This window comes from Protaetiibacter sp. SSC-01, assembly GCF_014483895.1.
GTDB lineage: Bacteria > Actinomycetota > Actinomycetes > Actinomycetales > Microbacteriaceae > Homoserinibacter.
Genome location: NZ_CP059987.1, coordinates 2,618,919 through 2,637,668 on the forward strand (window position 1 = coordinate 2,618,919; position 18,750 = coordinate 2,637,668).

The 18,750-nt window shown below is 71.9% G+C and carries 13 protein-coding genes; 5 read left to right on the forward strand and 8 right to left on the reverse strand.

The annotated features are described in order from the left end of the window. Positions 1-112 precede the first annotated feature (112 nt). The 3 genes from glgX to treZ are packed head-to-tail and all read left to right on the forward strand — an operon-like array spanning position 113 to position 6,290. Positions 113-2,260, forward strand: a complete 2,148-nt coding sequence (gene glgX, locus H4J02_RS12355; RefSeq protein ID WP_187674855.1) for a glycogen debranching protein GlgX — start codon at positions 113-115, stop codon at positions 2,258-2,260. Further along, the gene (gene treY / locus H4J02_RS12360; RefSeq protein ID WP_187674856.1) at positions 2,257-4,587 is read left to right on the forward strand and encodes a malto-oligosyltrehalose synthase; all 2,331 of its coding nucleotides are present in this window, start codon (positions 2,257-2,259) and stop codon (positions 4,585-4,587) included. Before glgX ends, treY begins: the two co-directional genes overlap by 4 nt. Continuing rightward, entirely contained in the window at positions 4,584-6,290 is a 1,707-nt protein-coding gene (gene treZ, locus H4J02_RS12365; protein ID WP_187674857.1) for a malto-oligosyltrehalose trehalohydrolase, read from the forward strand. Before treY ends, treZ begins: the two co-directional genes overlap by 4 nt. Here the strand turns inward: treZ and H4J02_RS12370 are convergent. From H4J02_RS12370 to H4J02_RS12385, 4 genes are all read right to left on the reverse strand, one after another. Next, positions 6,274-8,142 (reverse strand): glycoside hydrolase family 13 protein, encoded by a 1,869-nt coding sequence (locus H4J02_RS12370; RefSeq protein ID WP_187674858.1) that lies wholly within the window; start codon positions 8,140-8,142, stop codon positions 6,274-6,276. The two genes, treZ and H4J02_RS12370, sit on opposite strands and share 17 nt — an antisense overlap. A 91-nt stretch (positions 8,143-8,233) precedes the next feature. Then, the gene (locus H4J02_RS12375; RefSeq protein ID WP_187674859.1) at positions 8,234-9,145 is read right to left on the reverse strand and encodes a sugar ABC transporter permease; all 912 of its coding nucleotides are present in this window, start codon (positions 9,143-9,145) and stop codon (positions 8,234-8,236) included. Further along, a complete protein-coding gene (gene malF, locus H4J02_RS12380) occupies positions 9,142-10,695 on the reverse strand; it encodes a maltose ABC transporter permease MalF (RefSeq protein ID WP_187674860.1) in 1,554 nt (517 codons plus the stop codon). The genes H4J02_RS12375 and malF overlap by 4 nt, the downstream gene beginning before the upstream one ends. 67 nt (positions 10,696-10,762) lie before the next feature. Beyond that, positions 10,763-11,992, reverse strand: coding sequence for an extracellular solute-binding protein (locus H4J02_RS12385; RefSeq protein WP_187674861.1), 1,230 nt, complete (start codon positions 11,990-11,992; stop codon positions 10,763-10,765). A gap of 282 nt (positions 11,993-12,274) precedes the next feature. On the opposite strand from H4J02_RS12385, the gene H4J02_RS12390 reads away from it, so the two are divergent. Next, positions 12,275-13,936, forward strand: coding sequence for a glycoside hydrolase family 13 protein (locus H4J02_RS12390; RefSeq protein WP_187674862.1), 1,662 nt, complete (start codon positions 12,275-12,277; stop codon positions 13,934-13,936). A 297-nt stretch (positions 13,937-14,233) separates the two neighbouring features. Here H4J02_RS12390 and H4J02_RS12395 read toward each other — a convergent pair whose 3' ends face one another. The 3 genes from H4J02_RS12395 to H4J02_RS12405 all read right to left on the reverse strand — a co-directional run bounded on the left by H4J02_RS12395 (position 14,234) and on the right by H4J02_RS12405 (position 16,412). After that, the gene (locus tag H4J02_RS12395) at positions 14,234-14,959 is read right to left on the reverse strand and encodes a M23 family metallopeptidase (protein WP_187674863.1); all 726 of its coding nucleotides are present in this window, start codon (positions 14,957-14,959) and stop codon (positions 14,234-14,236) included. A gap of 350 nt (positions 14,960-15,309) precedes the next feature. Beyond that, positions 15,310-16,107, reverse strand: a complete 798-nt coding sequence (locus H4J02_RS12400; RefSeq protein ID WP_187674864.1) for an inositol monophosphatase family protein — start codon at positions 16,105-16,107, stop codon at positions 15,310-15,312. A gap of 119 nt (positions 16,108-16,226) precedes the next feature. Next, complete coding sequence (locus H4J02_RS12405; protein ID WP_187674865.1) at positions 16,227-16,412, reverse strand: hypothetical protein; 186 nt, start codon at positions 16,410-16,412, stop codon at positions 16,227-16,229. Between the two features lie 135 nt (positions 16,413-16,547). Between H4J02_RS12405 and H4J02_RS12410 the strand changes: the two genes are divergently transcribed. Continuing rightward, positions 16,548-17,744, forward strand: coding sequence for a cytochrome P450 (locus tag H4J02_RS12410; RefSeq protein ID WP_187674866.1), 1,197 nt, complete (start codon positions 16,548-16,550; stop codon positions 17,742-17,744). 266 nt (positions 17,745-18,010) lie between these two features. Here H4J02_RS12410 and H4J02_RS12415 read toward each other — a convergent pair whose 3' ends face one another. Continuing rightward, on the reverse strand, positions 18,011-18,718 hold the full coding sequence (locus H4J02_RS12415) for a TetR/AcrR family transcriptional regulator C-terminal domain-containing protein (protein ID WP_187674867.1): 708 nt from the start codon (positions 18,716-18,718) through the stop codon (positions 18,011-18,013). Positions 18,719-18,750 lie beyond the last annotated feature (32 nt).

Here is an 18,750-nt window from a genome sequence, read left to right on the forward strand (position 1 = left end):
CCCTCGCACGCCACCCGGCGGGAGTCAACCCCTGCCGCGAGGCGCACCTCTCTGTCTACCGTCGGAAGCGGCGGCACGTCCGTCGCCCGTCACCCCTTGACGAAGGACGTCCATGCACACCTGGCCCGGCTCCGCCTACCCCCTCGGCGCCACGTTCGACGGCAACGGCACCAACTTCGCGCTCTTCAGCGAGGCCGCCGAGGGCGTCGAGCTGTGCCTGTTCGACGACGACCTCGCCGAGACGCGCATCCCCCTCACCGAGGTCGACGGCTACGTGTGGCACGCCTACCTTCCCGGCATCCGTCCCGGTCAGCGTTACGGCTACCGCGTGCACGGCCCCTGGGACCCGGAGAACGGATGCCGGTGCAACCCCGCCAAGCTGCTGCTCGACCCGTACGCGAAGGCGACGACGGGCGACATCCGCTGGGGGCAGTCGCTCTTCTCGTACACCTTCGGCGACGAGGACTCGTTCGACGACACCGACTCCGCGGCCGACATGATGCACGGCGTCGTCGTCGACCCGTTCTTCGACTGGGCGGGCGACCGCGCGCCGCGCACCCCCTACGACGAGACGATCATCTACGAGGCCCACGTGAAGGGCCTCACCAAGCTGCACCCCGACGTGCCGGAGGAGCAGCGCGGCACCTACGCGGCGCTCGCGCATCCGTCGGTCATCGCGCATCTGCAGAAGCTCGGCGTGACGGCGCTCGAGCTCATGCCCGTGCACCAGTTCGTGCAGGACTCGACGCTCGTCGAGAAGGGCCTGCGCAACTACTGGGGCTACAACACGATCGGCTTCCTCGCACCGCACGCCGAGTACGCCTCCCCCGGCGCGCCCGGCCAGCAGGTGCAGGAGTTCAAGGCGATGGTGCGCGACCTGCACGCCGCCGGCATCGAGGTGATCCTCGACGTCGTCTACAACCACACCGCGGAGGGCAACCATCTGGGCCCCACGATCTCGATGCGCGGCATCGACAACGCCGCCTACTACCGCCTCGTCGAAGACGACAAGCGGTACTACATGGACTACACCGGCACGGGCAACTCGCTCAACGTCGGCCACCCGCACACGCTGCAGCTCATCATGGACTCCCTGCGCTACTGGGTGACCGAGATGCACGTCGACGGGTTCCGCTTCGACCTCGCCGCGACGCTCGCGCGCGAGTTCTACGAGGTCGACCGCCTCGCCACCTTCTTCGAGCTCGTGCAGCAGGACCCGGTGGTGTCGCAGGTGAAGCTCATCGCCGAGCCGTGGGATGTCGGCCCCGGCGGCTACCAGGTGGGCAACTTCCCCCCGCAGTGGACCGAGTGGAACGGCAAGTACCGCGACACGGTGCGCGACTTCTGGCGCGGCCACCCGTCGACGCTCGGCGAGTTCGCATCCCGCATCACGGGCTCCGCCGACCTCTACGAGCAGACCGGCCGCCGCCCCGTCGCGAGCATCAACTTCGTGACCGCCCACGACGGTTTCACCCTGCACGACCTCGTCAGCTACGACGAGAAGCACAACGACGCGAACGGCGAGAACGGCGCGGACGGCGAGTCGCACAACCGCTCGTGGAACAGCGGCGCCGAGGGCCCCACCGACGATCCCGAGGTGCAGGCGCTGCGGGCGCGGCGCCAGCGCGACCTGCTCGCGACGCTGCTGCTCTCGCAGGGCGTGCCGATGATCGCCCACGGCGACGAGCTCGGTCGCACGCAGCAGGGCAACAACAACGTCTACGCGCAGGACTCCGAGCTCAGCTGGGTGGACTGGGGGAACGCGGATGCGTCGCTCATCGAGTTCACGGCTGCTCTCGCGGGCCTGCGGCGCGACCACCCCACGTTCCGCCGCCGCCGCTTCCTCGAGGGCCGACCGCTCGACGGCGCGCGCGACGACCGCCCCGACATCGCGTGGCTGCGCCCCGACGGCGAGCGGATGCGGCCCGAGGACTGGGACGCGGGCTTCGGCAAGTCGATCGGCATGTACCTCGGCGGCGCCGCGATCCCCGGCCGCGACGTGCGCGGCGAGCGCATCGTCGACGACGACTTCCTCGTCTACTTCTCGTCGCACGACGGCGACGTCGAGGCGACCGTGCCCGAGCTGGGGCCCGAGGAGTGGGTGGTGCTCGTCGACACGAGCGGCGCATCCGTCGACAGCGCCCTGCGCGTCGGCGACACCCTCACGCTCGCGCCGTTCTCGATGGTCGTACTCACCGAGCGCGCCGCGGCGGCGGCCGAGACGGGCGACGGAGCCGTGAGCGAGGCGCTGACCTCGTGAACCGGCGCCCCGCATCCACGTACCGCGTGCAGGTGAGCGCGGACTTCCCGCTCGCCGACGCCGCGGAGCTCGCCGACTACCTGCGCACGCTCGGCGCCGACTGGTTCTACCTCTCGCCGCTGCTCGCGGCGACGCCCGGGTCGACGCACGGCTACGACGTCGTCGACCACTCGCGCGTCGATCCCGAGCGCGGCGGGTCCGAGGGCCTCGAGCGCCTCTCGCGCGCCGCCGGCTCGCGCGGCCTCGGCGTGCTCGTCGACATCGTGCCCAATCACATGGGCGTCGGCGTGCCGCACGAGAACGCGTGGTGGTGGGACGTGCTCACCCACGGGCAGCACTCCGCCCACGCGCACGCCTTCGACATCGACTGGGCGGCGGGCGGCGGACGCGTGCGCATCCCGGTGCTCGGCGAGAGCATCGCGGATGCGGCGGCATCCGGAGCCCTCCGCATCGAGGAGGGCGAGCTGCGCTACTACGACCACCGCTACCCGCTCGCCCCCGGTACCGCCGACGACGGCGCACCGGTCGAGGCCGTGCACGATCGCCAGCACTACGAGCTCATGCACTGGACGCGCGCCGACGCCGAGCTCAACTACCGCCGCTTCTTCGGCGTCAACGAGCTCGCCGCGGTCAGGGTCGAGCTGCCCGACGTGTTCGCCGACACGCACCGCGAGATCGCCCGCTGGGTGTCTGCCGGGCTCGTGCACGGCATCCGCGTCGACCACCCCGACGGCCTGCTCGACCCCGGCCGCTACCTCGACGACCTCGCCGAGGCGACCGGCGGATGCTACGTGCTCGTCGAGAAGATCCTCGAGCCGGGCGAGCAGCTGCCGCCGTTCTGGGCGACCGCCGGCACGACCGGCTACGACGCGCTCGGCGACATCGACCGCGTGCTCGTCGACCCCGCGGGTCGCGCCGAGCTCGGCGCCCTCGACTCGCGCCTGCGGGGCGGCAGCGTCGCGTGGGCCGACGTCATCCACGGCACGAAGCGCGCGATCGCCGACGGGCTGCTGCGCTCCGAGGTGAACCGGCTCGTGCGCGAGGTGCGCGGCGCGGGCGACGCGGGGCAGCACGGCGACGACGAGCTCGCCGACGCGATCGCGGAGCTGCTCGCGTGCTTCCCCGTCTACCGCAGCTACCTCCCCTTCGGCATCGAGCACCTCGAGCACGCGCTCACGGATGCCGAGGGCCGCCGCCCGGACCTCGCGCCCGTGCTGCGCACGCTCTCGCACGTGATCGGCGACCCCGAGCATCCGGCGGCCCGCCGCTTCCAGCAGACCTCGGGCATGGTCATGGCGAAGGGCGTCGAGGACACGGCGTTCTACCGCACCTCCCGGCTCGCGAGCCTCACCGAGGTGGGCGGCGACCCCTCGGAGTTCGCGGTCGACGTGGCCGAGTACCATCGACGCCAGCAGGCGCGGCTCGCGACGCATCCGGAGTCGATGACGACGCTCTCGACGCACGACACGAAGCGCGGCGAGGACACCCGCGCGCGCATCGACGCGATCGCCGAGGTGCCCGAGGTGTGGGTCGACTTCCTCGAGCGACGCCGCGACGCGTTCGACCTCGGCGACGGGCCGCTCGAGAACCTGTTGTGGGAGTCGGTCGTCGGGGCGTGGCCGCGCGAGCGCGAGGCGCTGCACGGCTACGCCGAGAAGGCAGCGCGCGAGGCCGGCACCTCGACGCGCTGGACGGCGCCCGACGAGGCCTTCGAGCAGCGGCTGCACGCCTTCATCGACCGCCTCTTCGACGACGCCGACACGCGCGACGACCTCGAGCGCATGGTGTCGTTCCTGCGCCCGGCGGGATGGTCGAACGGTCTCGCGGCGAAGCTGCTGCAGCTCGCCTCGCCGGGCGTTCCGGATGTGTACCAGGGCTCCGAGCTCTGGGAACGTTCGCTCGTCGACCCCGACAACCGCCGGCCTGTCGACTTCGCCCTGCGCCGCAAGCTGCTCGCGCGCATCGACGGCGGCGAGCTGCCGCCGATCGACGAGACGGGCGCCGCGAAGCTGCTCGTCACGAGCCGTGTGCTGCGCCTGCGTCGCGACCGGCCAGACCTCTTCACGCGCTACACGCCCCTGCCGACGGCGGGCCACGCATCCGACCACGTCGTCGCCTTCGACCGCGGCGGTGCGATCGCGGTCGCGACACGCCTGCCCCTCGGACTCGAGGCCGTCGGCGGCTGGGACTCGACCGAGCTGTTGACACCCGCGGGCGCCTACGTCGACGTGCTCACGGGCGCGACGGTCGAGGGCGGGCGGGTGCCGCTCGCGGGCCTGCTCGAGCGCTACCCCGTCGCGCTGCTCGTCAAGGAGGAGGCGCCGTGATCGCGCGGGTGTGGGCGCCGGGAGCCGAGCGCGTCGAGCTCGAGCGGGGCGGCATCCGGGAGCCCCTCGCGCGAGTCGACGGCGGCTGGTGGGAGGGCCCCGAGCTCTCCCCCGGCGAGCGCTACGGCTTCGCGCTCGACGGCGGGCCCACGCGCCCCGACCCCCGCGGGCGCTCGCTGCCCGACGGCGTGCACGGGCTGAGCGAGGCGCGCGAGCTGCCGACCGAACCCGTCGCGACGCCCGGCTGGGCCGGCCGCGAGCTCGCCGACGCCGTGCTCTACGAACTGCACGTCGGCACCTTCACGCCGGCCGGCACGCTCGACTCGGCGATCGAGCGCCTCGACCACCTCGTCGCGCTCGGCATCGACGCCGTCGAGCTGCTGCCCGTCAACGCCTTCAACGGCGAGCACGGCTGGGGCTACGACGGCGTCGCATGGTTCGCGGTGCACGCGCCCTACGGGGGCCCGGATGCGTACCGCCGCTTCGTGGAGGCGGCCCACGCGCGCGGCCTCGCCGTCGTGCAGGACGTCGTCTACAACCACCTCGGACCGAGCGGCAACTACCTGCCCGAGTCCGGCCCCTACCTGCGCAGCGAGCGCAACACGTGGGGCGAGTCGGTGAACCTCGACGAGCCCGAGGTGCGCCGCTACATCCTCGACAACGCCGCCATGTGGTTCGACGAGTACGGCGTCGACGGCCTGCGCCTCGACGCGGTGCACGCCCTCGACGAGCGCGGCGCGCCGCACCTGCTCGCGGAGCTCGCGGCCGAGACGGATGCGCGCTCCGCCCGCCGCGGCCGCCCGCTGTGGCTCATCGCGGAATCCGACCTCAACGACCCCGTCATGTTCGAGCCGCGCTCCGACGGCGGGCACGGCCTCACCGCCCAGTGGAGCGACGACTACCACCACGCCGTGCACGTCGCGCTCACGGGCGAGACGCAGGGCTACTACGCCGACTTCGCGCCGCTCTCCGCCCTCGGCATCGCCGCGACGCGCGGCTTCTTCCACGCGGGCACGTACTCGTCGTTCCGCGAGCGCGAGCACGGCCGCCCCATCCCGCGCGAGGCCGAGGCGTGGCGGCTCGTGACCTTCTCGCAGAACCACGACCAGATCGGCAACCGCGCCGCGGGCGACCGGATCACGGCATCCCTCTCCGAACGCCGCCTCGCCATCGCCGCCGTGCTCACCGTGCTCTCCCCCTACACGCCCATGCTCTTCATGGGCGAGGAGTGGGCCGCGTCGACACCGTGGCCGTTCTTCTCCTCGCACCCCGAGCCCGAGCTCGCCGAGGCGGTCGAGAACGGCCGCCTCGAGGAGTTCGCGCGGATGGGGTGGAACCGCGACGAGATCGCCCACCCGCAAGACCCGGCGACCTTCGCGGGCGCACGGCTCGACTGGGACGAGCTCGACGAGCCCCTCCACGCCCGCATGCTCGAGCGCTACCGCGCGCTCATCGCCCTGCGCCGCCGCGAGCCCGAGCTGCACAGCCCGCGCATCGCCGAGCTCGCGGGCACCTGGGACGACGACGCGCGCACCATCACCCTCGCGCGCGGCCGCATCGCCATCCGGGTCAACCTCGGCGACGAGCCGTGGCGCACGGGCGAGACGGCCGACGTGCTCTTCACGACGACGGATGCCGCGCCCGTCGAGGGCGGCGAGCTCGTGCTGCCGCCCGACAGCGCGGTCGTCAGCCGGCGAGGCTGAACGGCGGCAGCTCGACGCCCGGAATACGCCACGCGGCGAACGCCGGGCCCGCGGTCGAGACGCGACCCTCCGCCCACGGCACGGGCGCATCCGCGTTCTCGGCGAGCAGCAGCTCGGCGTCGTCGGGCAGCTCGGTGCCGAGGTCGACCGAGGTGAGGGTGCGCGTCGCGAGCACGAGCACGCGCTCGGCCGCGGCCTCGCGCACGAACGCGACCGCCTCATCCGACACGTGGATCCAGCGGATGCCGCCCTCCGCGATCGCGGGATGCGCGCGCCGCAGGGCGATGAGCCGCCGGTACAGGCCGATCGTGTCGGCGTGCTCGCCCACGCGGTCCCACGGGATGGGCGTGCGCGCCTCCTCGCCGTCGGCGGCCGTCAAGCCGAACTCGTCGCCCGCCCACACGACCGCGATGCCCGGCATCGTCATCGCGAGGCCCGCCGCGACCGGGAGCGTGCCCTCGCGCGCCGACGTCACGAAGCGCGGGGTGTCGTGGGTGTCGAGCGTGTTCATCGTGTGCAGCCGCGTGCGCCACGGGAACGCGGCCGCGAACTCGCGATGCGCCGCGTAGAACTCGCGGCCCGTGTAGTCGCTCGTGCGGCCGAGCGTCATGCCGAGGCCGCCGCCCGCGGGGCTGCCCGGCACCGAGAGCCAGTTCCAGAGCGGCCGCGTGAAGTTCGCGTAGGTCATCGCGCCGTGCCACGCGTCGCCGAGGAAGTCGCCGCCCGAGGCGTCGTTCGTCGACTCGCCGAGCAGCAGGGTGTCGGGGTTCACCTCGACCATCGTGCGGCGGATGGTGCGGCGCACCTCCTCGTTGAGGTCCTCGTCGCGGTAGCGGCCCGTCATGTTGGCCACGTCGATGCGCCAGCCGTCGAACGAGAAGGGCGGCTTGAGGAACCGCGCGACCACCGAATCCGGCCCCTCGATGAACCGCTGCCGCAGCTCCGTCGACTTCCAGTTGAACTTCGGCAGGCTGCGATGGCCGAGCCACGACACGTAGTCGGTCTGCTGCTCGTCGAGCCACAGGTAGAACTCGCTCTCGGGCGCTCCCGGGTTGCCGTAGGCCGCGCGGAACCACTCGTGCGCATCGCCCGAGTGGTTCGTCGTGAGGTCTCCGATGACGCGGATGCCGCGCTCGTGCGCCGCCTCCACGAGCCGCACGAGCGCCTCGTCTCCCCCGAGCAGCGGGTCGACGTGGTCGAACGACTGCGCGTCGTAGCGGTGATTCGACGTCGCCGGGAACACGGGCGTGAGGTAGAGCACATCGACGCCGAGGTCGACGAGGTGGTCGAGGTGCTCGCGCACGCCGTCGAGGTCGCCGCCGTAGAGCTGCGTGCCCGTGCCCGGCCCCTCATGGATGACGGGGTCGCCCCAGGATGCCGGCAGCGCCCACTCGGGAGCCTCGCGCCCGTCGGCGGCGGCCGAGCGCGCGAAGCGGTCGGGGAACACCTGGTATAGCACCGAGCCGCGCGCCCACCCGGGCGCGGGATCGAACGTCACGAGCCGGAAGTCGTCGATGTCGCGCGTCTCGATCGTCGACACCCCGCGCGAGGTGAGCCACCACGTGTCCGACTCGAAGTCCTCGAGCAGCCAGCGGTAGCCGTGCACCGGGTTCTCGACCACGACCTCCGCCTGCCACCACACGGCATCCGGAGCCTCGTGCACGACGTGGGCGTCGGTGTAGCTCGGCTCGCGGTCGGGGTTCGAGCGCACGCGCACCGTACGCAGCGCGGGGAACGACCGCGGCACGCGCAGCCGCAGCGCCACGACGCCGCCCAGCACGGGCTCCTGGGTGGAGACGTAGAGGGGCGAGCCGTCGTGGTGCGGCAACGAGGCCAGCTCGAGGTCGGTCACGCGGGGCACCCTAGACCTTTCGTGTGTCGGAGGGGTTACCGGGGGCTGGTTTCGACACGCGCCTGCGGCGCTACTCAACCAGCGGTATCCATCACTTCACGGCGCCCGCGGTGATGCCGCCCACGATGTAGCGCTGCAGGGCGAGGAAGAGCGCCACCACGGGGATCGCCGCCATGATCGCGCCCGCCGAGAACGCGCTCCAGTCCGCGTAGCGCGGGTTCGAGACGAGCTTCACGAGACCCACCGCGAGCGTCTGGTTCTCGGGGTCGATGAGCAGCACGGATGCGATGAGGTACTCGCTGAACGACGCGATGACCGAGAGCAGCGCGACGACCGCGAGGATGGGCGCCACGAGCCGCAGGATGATCGTGAAGAAGATGCGGGCGTGGCCCGCGCCGTCGATCTTCGCGGCCTCGTCGATCTCCACCGGCACCGTGTTGAAGAAGCCGTACATGAGGTACGTGTTCACGCCGAGTGCGCCTCCGAGGTACACCATGATGAGCCCGATGTGCGTGTTGAGGCCGAAGGCCGGGAACACGTCGCCGATCGCGCTCATCATGAGGAAGATCGCCACCGCGCCGAGCAGCTGCGGGAACATCTGGATCACGACGATCGTGATGAGCCCGAAGCGGCGGCCCGTGAACCGCATCCGCGAGAACGCGTAGGCCGCGAGCGCCCCCATGAGGGTCGACGCGACCGCCGTGACGGCCGCGATGAGGATCGTGTTGCCGAACCACAGCAGGTACGGGTTCTGCGGGTTGGTCAGGATGCGCCAGAAGCTCTCGATCCCGATGCGCGAGAAGAGCGCGTTCGAGCCCGTGAGGGTGCCGTTCGGGTTGAGCGCGCTCGAGACCACGAACAGCAGCGGGAACACCGCGAAGACCGAGACCACGATCGCGACGACGTGGCGCCATCCGGTGTCCGCGAACCAGCGGCCGGGGTTGCGCCGACGGGGAGCCGTCGCGCGCGCGGCGGTGCGGAGGTGCGAGAGGTCGGTGGTCATCGCTGGATCTCCTCGAGGGCCTTGGTCCGGCTGAAGCTCACGACCGCGATGATCGCGACGATGAGGAAGATGATGATCGAGAAGGCGGAGGCCAGACCGTAGTCGCGGTTCTGGCCGGTGAACGCCACCTTGTAGACCATCGAGATCAGCAGGTCGGTGTGGCCGACCGGCAGGCTCGTCGTCGTGTCGCGCGGACCGCCGTTGTTCAGCAGGTACACGAGGTTGAAGTTGTTGAAGTTGAACGCGAACGACGCGATGAGCACGGGCGCGGTCGTCGAGAGCAGCAGCGGCAGCTTGATCTGCCGGAACACGCTCCAGCCGCGGGCTCCGTCCATCGTGGCCGCCTCCGTGAGCTCCTCCGGGATGGCCTGCAGAGCGCCCGTGCAGATGAGGAACATGTAGGGGAAGCCGAGCCACACGTTCACGAGGATCGCGCTCACCTTGGCGAGGCTCGGGTCCGACAGCCAGGGGATCGAGGCGCCCTGGAAGAGCACCTGGTTGATGAAGCCGAAGCTCTCGTTCATCATGCCGTTCCACACGAGGATCGAAAGGAACGCCGGGAACGCGTACGGCAGGATCAGCAGCAGCCTGTAGTACTTGACCCCCCGCATCCGCGCGTTCTGGAACGTGATCGCGAGCAGCAGGCCGAGCGCGAAGCACAGGAGCACGGAGAGGATCGCGAACGCGAAGGTCCAGATCGTCACGTAGATGAGCGGCCCGCGGATCGACTGCTCGGTGAACGCGCGGGCGAAGTTGTCGAAGCCGACGGTGATCTGCCAGCCCGGGCGCAGCTCGGCGCCGTCGTCTGCCACGAACGCGCCCGTGCCGCGGTCGGTGTACACGACGCCCGTCTGGGTGTTCGTCATCGTGTCGGCCTGCTCGTCGAACTCGAGCGTCGAGAGGTAGCGGTAGGCGTTGCTGCCCTCGGGCGTGCGCAGGGCGCCGTCGTTCGGGTCGTCGGAGTACGGCACCGCGAGCGCCGTGATCTCGGCGGTGCGGGCGATGACCTGCTGGAAGGTGAGACTCGTCCATCCGGGAGCCGAGACGGCGCGGCCGTTCTCGAACTCGGCGTCGTCGACGCGGCTGAGCGGCTCGTCGTTGGTGCCGACGTAGGCCTCGCCGGTCTCGGGGTCGGTCACGAGGAGGCCGAGCTCGCCGAGACGGTCGACGACGGTGACGGGGTAGGTGGGCGAGTCCTCGACGCGCTGCAGCGAGGATGCGAGGAGCGACGAGACCGCCTGCTCCTTGGTGCCGTTGTGGCCCGTGCCGTAGTTCGTGAAGCCCACGTAGCCCGTGTAGAGCAGCACGAACACCTGGAACACGGCGAGGAAGATGAGGCCGGGCGTCAGGTACTTCGCGGGGATGAGCCGCCGCGAGAGGTAGATCCAGTTGACGAGGGCCGTGACGGCGAGCACGGCGATCGCGGCGACCCAGTTGTCCTGGAGCACGAGCACGAACGCCGCGTAGATCGAGACCGCGTCGACGATGCCGAGCAGCACGATCTTGACGAGGAGGGATCGCACGGTGGGGCGATCGGTGGGCAGGGCCATCGGTGTCTCTCTGTCGTGGGGTGGGCCCGCCGGCCTGGCGGCCGGCGGGCCCGGGTTCAGCAGCTGATCAGCTGATCGCGGCCTGGACGTCGGCGACGAGCTTGTCCCACGTCGCCGTCGGGTCCTCGCCGTTGATGATGGCTGCCTGGGCCACGCCCCAGTACTGCCACACGGAGCCCATCGCGGGGATCGCCGGCATGGCGACCGCGTCGGCGCCGACCGTCGCGAAGCCCGCGATGATCGGGTCGCTCGAGGCCGTCTCAGCGGCGGCGTTCAGGGCGGGGAGGATGTTGCCGGCCTCGTAGAGCGAGAGCTGCACGTCCTCGGAGCCGAGGTAGTTCACGAGGAAGTCGGTCGCGGCGACCTTGTTCTTCGACTCGGCCGAGAGGAAGAAGCCCTTCACACCGGCGAACGGCTGGGCCGGGCTGCCGGTCGGGCTCGGGATCGGGTCGATCGCGACGTCGATGCCCGCGTCGATCGCGGCGCCCACGTTCCACGGGCCCGTGAGCCAGAAGGCGGCCGTGCCGTCGAGGAAGGCCTGCTTCGCGATCGCACCGTCGATGTCGGTGTTGAAGACGCCCGTGCCGGTCTTGCCCTGGCTCGCGAGCCATCCGGCGAACTCGTAGCCGCCCTGCGCGCCGAGCTGGAGGTCGGCCGGGTCGTAGGAGCCGGATGCGTCGGTGCCGAAGACGGGGGCGCCGAACGCGGTCTGGAACGGGTACAGGTGGTACGGGTTGCCCTCGGCGCCCTGCTCGACAACGAACGGCTGGGCGAGGCCGGCGGCCTGTCCCTTGGCGATCATGTCGTCGAAGCTCGCCGCGGCCTCGGGGGCGAGCGCGGTGTTGCGCAGCACGGCGATGTTCTCGACCGCGTACGGGAGCATGTAGGTGGTGCCCTCGTAGGTGGCGGCCTGGATGGCGACGTCGAGGTAGCCGGAGGCGGAGTCGCCGAGCTCGAGCGGCGCGACGACGCCGTTCGTCGTCAGCTCGCCGAGCCAGTCGTGGGCGCCCATCGCGATGTCGGGGCCCTCGCCGGTCGGAACCTGCTGGATGAAGTCGTCCTTGATGGTCGCGTTGTCCTTGGAGACGAGCTCGACCTCGACACCGGTCTTCTCGGTGTACGCCTCGGCGGCGCCCTTGAGGGCGTCGACGCGCTCCGCGTCGACCCAGACGGTGAGCGACCCGGCGGTGTCGCCGTCGTCGCCGTTGTCACCCGAGGCCTGGCATCCGCTGAGCACGAACGCCGACGCGACGGCGATGGCGCCGATCCCGAGGGCCCCCTTCTTGGTCACCTTCATTGGTGTGGTCCTTTCCCTGTGTGCGGTTCGCGGCCGCCAGAGGGAGGCCGTTCTCCGTAACGCTCGGTGCAAGCGTTTGCACACATGAGAACCCACGACCCGCCCGCATGTCAAGTCATCTCGATCACGGCGGGATAACACCTGTGAGCGGATTGACAGTCCGGGGTGGAACCGTTTACAAAGGACGGACATCGACGGGGCGCGCCGACGGCGATACGTCGGCGTAACAGGCGGTCGCTAGCATCGTGGGCGCCCGAGCACCCCCCGAGCAAAGGAACCATCGTGAACTCGACGATCGGCCGCGCGACGCAGCGCGACGACTGGTGGCGCACCGCCGTCATCTACCAGGTCTACCCCCGCTCCTTCGCGGATGCGAACGGCGACGGCGTCGGCGACCTCCCCGGCATCACCCATCGCCTCCCGGAGATCGCCGAGCTCGGCGTCGACGCCATCTGGCTCTCGCCGTTCTTCACCTCGCCGCAGAAGGACGCCGGCTACGACGTCGCCGACTACTGCGACATCGACCCGCTCTTCGGCACGCTCGCCGACTTCGACGCGATGCGCGAGCGGGCGCACGAGCTCGGGCTCAAGGTCATCATCGACCTCGTGCCCAACCACTCCTCGAGCGAGCACGTGTGGTTCCAGGCGGCCCTCGCATCCGCTCCCGGCTCCCCCGAGCGGGCCCGCTACATCTTCCGCGACGGCCTGGGTGACGACGGCGAGCTGCCGCCCAACAACTGGGAGTCGGTGTTCGGCGGTCGCGCCTGGACGCGCGTGACCGAGCCCGACGGCACCCTCGGCCAGTGGTACCTGCACCTGTTCGACTCGTCGCAGCCCGACTTCGACTGGTCGAACGAGGAGGTGCGCGAGTACTTCCGCGGCGTGCTGCGGTTCTGGCTCGACCGCGGGGTCGACGGCTTCCGTGTCGACGTCGCCCACGGTCTCGCGAAGGCCGAGGGGCTCCCCGACTACACGCCGCCCGCCGAGGCCGGCAGCATGGGCGGCGACGAGGCGAACGTGCCCTACTGGGCGCAGGAGGGCGTGCACGAGATCTACCGCGACTGGCACGCGGTGCTCGCCGAGTACGGCCCCGACCGCATCCTCGCCGGCGAGGCCTGGGTCGAGCCGCTCACGAAGCTCGCGAAGTGGGTGCGCCCCGACGAGATGCACCAGACGTTCAACTTCAGCTACCTCGAGACGCCGTGGGAGGCCGCGCCGCTGCGCGTCGTCGTCGACGAGTCGCTCGCCGCGTTCGGCTCGGTGGGCGCGCCCAGCACGTGGGTGCTGTCGAACCACGACGTCATCCGTCACGCCACGCGTCTCGCGCTCACTCCCCCGCCGCCGCAGGGTCAGGGCCTCGGGCCGCGCTCCGAGTCGCGCGCCGACGTCGCCCTGGGCCTCCGCCGCGCGCGGGCCGCGACCGCGTTCATGCTCGCGCTGCCCGGCTCCTCGTACCTCTACCAGGGCGAAGAGCTCGGTCTGCCCGAGGTCGTCGACCTGCCCGACGAGGCCCGTCAAGACCCGAGCTTCTTCCGCACTGCGGGCGAGACCTACGGTCGCGACGGATGCCGTGTGCCGATCCCGTGGGAGGCCGCCGCGCCGTCGTACGGTTTCGGCCCGAGCGACGCGAGCTGGCTGCCGCAGCCCGCGTCATGGGCCGAGTACGCGCGCGACGCGCAGCTCGGGGTCGACGGCTCGACGCTCGAGCTGTACCGGACGCTGCTGACGCTGCGTCGCGAGCACCGTCTCGGCTCGGGCGAGCTCGAGTGGCTGCCCGAGTCGGCGGGCGACGTGCTCGTCTTCCGCAACGGCGACGTGACCGTCGTGGCCAACACGGGCGCCTCGCCCGCCGCGCTGCCCGCGGGTCGCGTGATCGCGTCGAGCGGGCCGCTCGAGGGCGAGGGTGTGCCGTCCGACACGACGGTGTGGCTCGTCGCCGAGTAGCCGGGCGGCTTCGCCGCGCTCTGCCGCCGCCGCGGTTTCGATACGCCCGCTGCGCGGGCTACTCAACCCGCGGGGGTGGGGGCCTCACCGCGGGTTGAGTGCCACGCGCCGCGCCGCAGGCGCGACGCACGGCGTATCGAAACCACACCGACGTCTGACGTTCGTCGGGTTTCGATACGCGCCGCTGCGCGGCGCTACTCAACCACCGGTAGAGCGCGCTCCGCGGCGCTACTCAAACAGCGGGGTGGGCGCGCTCCGCGCGCTACTCAACCAGCGGGGTGGGCGCGCTGCGCGGCGCTAGCCCGCGTGCGTCTGCAGCCACACGAACGGGTCGACGTGCGCCCCGTTCACGGTGACCTCGAAGTGCAGGTGCGGCGCCGTCGTGACACCGGTCGAGCCGACGAGGCCGATGAACTCGCCGACGGGCACGCTCTGCCCGACGGAGAGCGGCGACGATCCGAACTGCATGTGCGCGTAACGCGTGCGCACGGTCTGGCCGTCGATGCGGTGCTCGAGCACGACCGTGTGACCGAAGCTCCAGTGGTCCTCGCGCTCGACGACGACGCCGTCGGCGACGGCGAAGATGGGCGCGCCCGCCCCGGGCACGAAGTCGATGCCGCGGTGGTCGGTGGAGCAGGCGCCGCAGTCCTTCGCGCGCAGGCCGTAACCCGACGAGATCGGCACCGTGTAGGGGAACGGCCAGCGGATGGCGCCCGAGCCGTTCGAGCTGTAGCTGTAGTTGCGGGCGCCGTACTTGTCGCGCAGCACCTGCGCCCACGACTTCACCTCGAAGTCGTCGCGCGCGACGGTGATCGCGTCGTGGTCCTCGTGCACGTCGAGGCCCTGACCCTCCACGACGAGGCTCGCCGCGATGAACTCCTCCTCGACCGCCGCGTCGGCGCTCTGCACGCCGAGAACGTTGGCCGGAAGCGACATGCCGACGACGAGGGCGCCCGCGGATGCGAGGGCAGCGACCGAGAGCAGTCGCGAGGCGATCGTGTGGCGCACGTTCCCAGTGCGCACGGCACGAGGAGCGGCGACGGCCGCGGCAGCGGCGGGCGCTGCGGGGGCGGGCCTCACGCGCGAGGCGGGTTCGACATCCGGTGCCGTGGGGAACGTGAAACCGGCCTGCGGCGCGGCCGTCTCGGGCTGCGCGGAAGCCTGCGCTCGCTCGCGTGCGCGGAGCTCGCGTCGGGATGTCGCCGGGGGGAGCGAGTCGTCGTTCCCCGCCGTCACGATCTCGGGTTCCGGTCGCGACGGGGCGGCGTGGTGCAGATGTTCACGCAATCCTCCGGGCTCGCGACGAGTGGTTCGGGTCATCGGGCAACCCCTCGATGGTACCCGAGGCCCTGCCGCACGACCAGCCCGCGGGGTCAGACTCCCAGCTCGACGAGCAGCTCCTCGAGGGGGCGCACGACATCCGGGTGGCCGGCGATGAGGAACTCGCGGCTCGGGTGCGCGTCGCCGAGGCCCTTCACGAGAGCGCCGGCCTCCTCGGCGATGAGCGCGCCGGCGGCGTGATCCCACGGGTTGAGCGTGCGCTCGTAGAACGCGTTGAGGCGGCCGGCGGCGACGGATGTCAGGTCGATCGAGGCCGTGCCGAAGCGGCGGATGTCGCGCACGCTCGGCAGCATCCGCGCGGCCACGGCGCCCTGTTGCCCGCGCAGTTCGGCGTCGTACGCGAAGCCCGTGCCGATGAGGGCCTGTTCGAGCGGCACCGGATCGGCGACGCGGATGGGGTGGTCGCCGAGGAGTGCGCCGCCGCCGCGCGTGGCGGTGTAGAGCTCGCCGCTCGCGGGGTTGTAGACGACGCCGACGAGGGCGGTCCACGTGGCGGGGTCGGGGTCGCCTTCGACGAGCGCGATCGAGACGGCGTAGTGCGGGATGCCGTAGAGGTAGTTGACGGTGCCGTCGATGGGGTCGACGACCCACGTGACGCCGCTCGTGCCGCCCGTGGCGCCGCCCTCCTCGCCGAGCACCCCGTCGTAGGGGCGCGCCTCGGCGATGCGAGCACGGATGAGCTCCTCGACCTCGCGGTCGGCGGCGGTGACGACGTCGACGATGCTCGACTTGGTCGCCGCGACCTCGACGCCCTCCCGTCGCCGTGCGGCGGCGAGGTCACCCGCCTCGACGGCGACGGCCCGGGCGAGTTGCAGCAGGTCGGTGCTCATGCCTCCACCCTCCCACGTCCGCTGCTCCGCCGAGACGCGGAGGCATCCGCGATAGTTCCCGTTCCGCGTGTTAGTTCCCGAAGGAACGGGTGCAAACACGCGGAACGGGAACTATGGCTTCAGCCGACGCCGTTGGTGTCGGGGTTCGCGTCGTTCACCGGGTCGGGGTCGACGGGCTGGCCCGTGTCGGGGTCGATGGGCAGGTCGGTCGCGCCGCCCGACTCCGGTCCCGAGGTCGACGCCTGCTCGAGGCCCGCCTCGAGGTCCTGCGACGCCAGCTCTTCGTCTCGTTCGTTCGTGTCCATGTGGGCACCTCCTCGATCCCAAGCTCGCACGGGGGCCCGGATGCGCCGAGGGGGTTGACAGCGCCCTCGATATCGACTGAGCGCGGCGCCGTCAACCCCCGTGAGCGCGCCCGTCGCTCCCCCTAGCGTGTCGACGTGGAAGACACTCTGAGACTGCTGCGCGACGGCTACCTGTGGGGCACCCGCGGGTTCGACGAGGCGGGGGCCGACGTGTTCCGCACGCGCCTGCTCGGCCGCCGCGTGCTCGTGCTGCGGGGAACGGATGCGGCGCGCTTCTTCTACGAGGACGGCCGCTTCCGCCGCGGCCCCGGCGCCGTGCCGATGTCGATCGCGCACCTGCTGCAGGACGAGGGCAGCGTGCAGACGCTTGAGGGCGAGCGGCACCGCGTGCGCAAGCGCCTCTTCCTCGACCTCGTGTGGGGTGAGGAGGCGCGTGCGGGGATCACGGACGCCGTGCTCGTCGCGTGGGACGCGCTCGCCGCCCAGCGCGAGGGCGGCCCCGTGCGGCTCTTCGACCACGCGGCCGAGGCGCTCACGGTGGGGGCGCTCGCCGCGGTCGGGGTGCCCGGGCCGTACGACGCCGAGGCCGTCACATCGGAGCTCGTGTCGATGGTCGAGAACGCGGGGCGCGTGGGCCCGCCCAACTGGCTCGCGCGCGCCCGCCGCGGCGTGGCCGCCGAGCGGCGTGCGCGCGAGTGGATACGCGACGCACGCGCGAGGGGCGACGAGGCGAGCGCCCTCGGCCGCATCGCGCACCACCGCGAGGACGGCGAGCTGTTGCCCGAGGGCATCGCGGGCGTCGAGCTGCTCAACGTGCTGAGGCCGTCCACCGCCGCGGCGCACTACCTCGTGTTCGCGGCGTGGGCGCTGCATCGGCGACCCGAGCTGCGCGAGCGGATGACGGCATCCGAGGAGTTCCGCGCGGCCTTCGCGCAGGAGGTGCGCCGCTTCTTCCCGTTCTTCCCCTTCATCGGCGGGCGGGCGACGCGCGAGCTGTCGTGGCGCGGCCACCGCATCGAGGAGGAGGACTGGGTGATCCTCGACCTGTACGGCACCGACCACGACCCGCACACGTGGGATCACCCGCAGCTCTTCGACCCGAACCGCTTCCTGGGGCCCGGCGCCGACCGGCTCGTCGTCGCCCAGGGCGCGGGCGATCCCGCGGCGGACCACCGCTGCCCCGGCGAGCTGCTCACACGCGACCTCATCGATCGCACGGGCCTGCTGCTCGCCGAGCGTCCGCCGCACGTGCTTCCCGAGCAGGACCTGCGCATCAGCCTGCGTCGCTTCCCGGCGATGCCGCGCGACGGGATGCGCGTGACGCTCGTCTGAGCCGCGCCGGCCGCACGGGGCCGCGCCCGCCGCGCCCGCCCGGCTCAGCGCGAGCCGACCGGTCGCCGCGCCTCGAGGTCGAACCGCTCCCCCGACACGAGCACGTCGACGCGCACGCCGTGGATCGACATGACCTCCTCGGGCCGCGCCTCGGCGACGTTGGTCTTCTTCGCGAAGGACCGCTCAGGCCAGCAGCTCGACGACTGATCGCGTCGACCTGCCCGGCGGAAGGGCCCCCGCGGGGGTGAGGGGCCCTTCCGCCTTTCTCATGACGCTGCGCGGCGCTGCAGCCCCTCGATGATGAGGTCGAGCGCGAAGGCGAACTCCGCGTCGTCGTCGCACGTGCCGAGCGCGCCGTCGTGGGTCGCCGCGACCGCGAGCTCGGCGACGTACGGAAGGGTCGGCGCCCACGCGCGGGCCTGAGCGGCGACAAGCGCGGGATCTGTCTCGGCCGGCGCCTCGTCGAAGAGGTTGTCGCTGAACCCGAGCACGCGCGTGCCGAGCGCGTGCAGGGCGTGGTGCGCGAGCTCGACCGAGAGCCCGCCCTCGCGCAGGATGCCGAGCACGGCGTCGATGTGGGCGATCGTCGCGGGCCCCGGCCGGACGCGCGACTCGAGCACGCGAGCGGACCACGGATGCCGCAGCAGCGTCGCGCGCATCGCGAGGATGAGCGCGCGCAGCCGGTCGCCCCAGTCCCCCGTGGGCTCGGGGCGCTCGGCGGAGGCGACGAGGGCGTCGCCGATCGCGTCGAGGAGCGCCTCCTTGTCGCGCACGTGGTGGTAGAGCGACATGGGATCGACGCCGAGCTCGCCCGCGAGGCGCCGCATGCTGAGCGCGTCCAGGCCGTCGCGGTCGGCGAGCGCGATCGCGGTGTCGACGATGCGCTCGCGCGAGAGGCGCTCGCCTCGCGGTGCGCGAGCCGGGGCGGCGGGGGCGGCGGGCGGCGCGGTGGGCGAAGCGGGACGTCGGGGCATCGCTCGGAGTCTAGCTCTTGACTGGTCTACGG

Bases quoted from the DNA above. Each gene is read 5' to 3' on its own strand.
- glgX (WP_187674855.1), top strand. From the start codon at position 113: ATGCACACCTGGCCCGGCTCCGCCTACCCCCTCGGCGCCACGTTCGAC.
- H4J02_RS12375 (WP_187674859.1), bottom strand. From the start codon at position 9,145: ATGACCACCGACCTCTCGCACCTCCGCACCGCCGCGCGCGCGACGGCT.
- malF (WP_187674860.1), bottom strand. From the start codon at position 10,695: ATGGCCCTGCCCACCGATCGCCCCACCGTGCGATCCCTCCTCGTCAAG.
- H4J02_RS12385 (WP_187674861.1), bottom strand. From the start codon at position 11,992: ATGAAGGTGACCAAGAAGGGGGCCCTCGGGATCGGCGCCATCGCCGTC.
- H4J02_RS12400 (WP_187674864.1), bottom strand. From the start codon at position 16,107: ATGAGCACCGACCTGCTGCAACTCGCCCGGGCCGTCGCCGTCGAGGCG.
- H4J02_RS12405 (WP_187674865.1), bottom strand. From the start codon at position 16,412: ATGGACACGAACGAACGAGACGAAGAGCTGGCGTCGCAGGACCTCGAG.
- H4J02_RS12415 (WP_187674867.1), bottom strand. From the start codon at position 18,718: ATGCCCCGACGTCCCGCTTCGCCCACCGCGCCGCCCGCCGCCCCCGCC.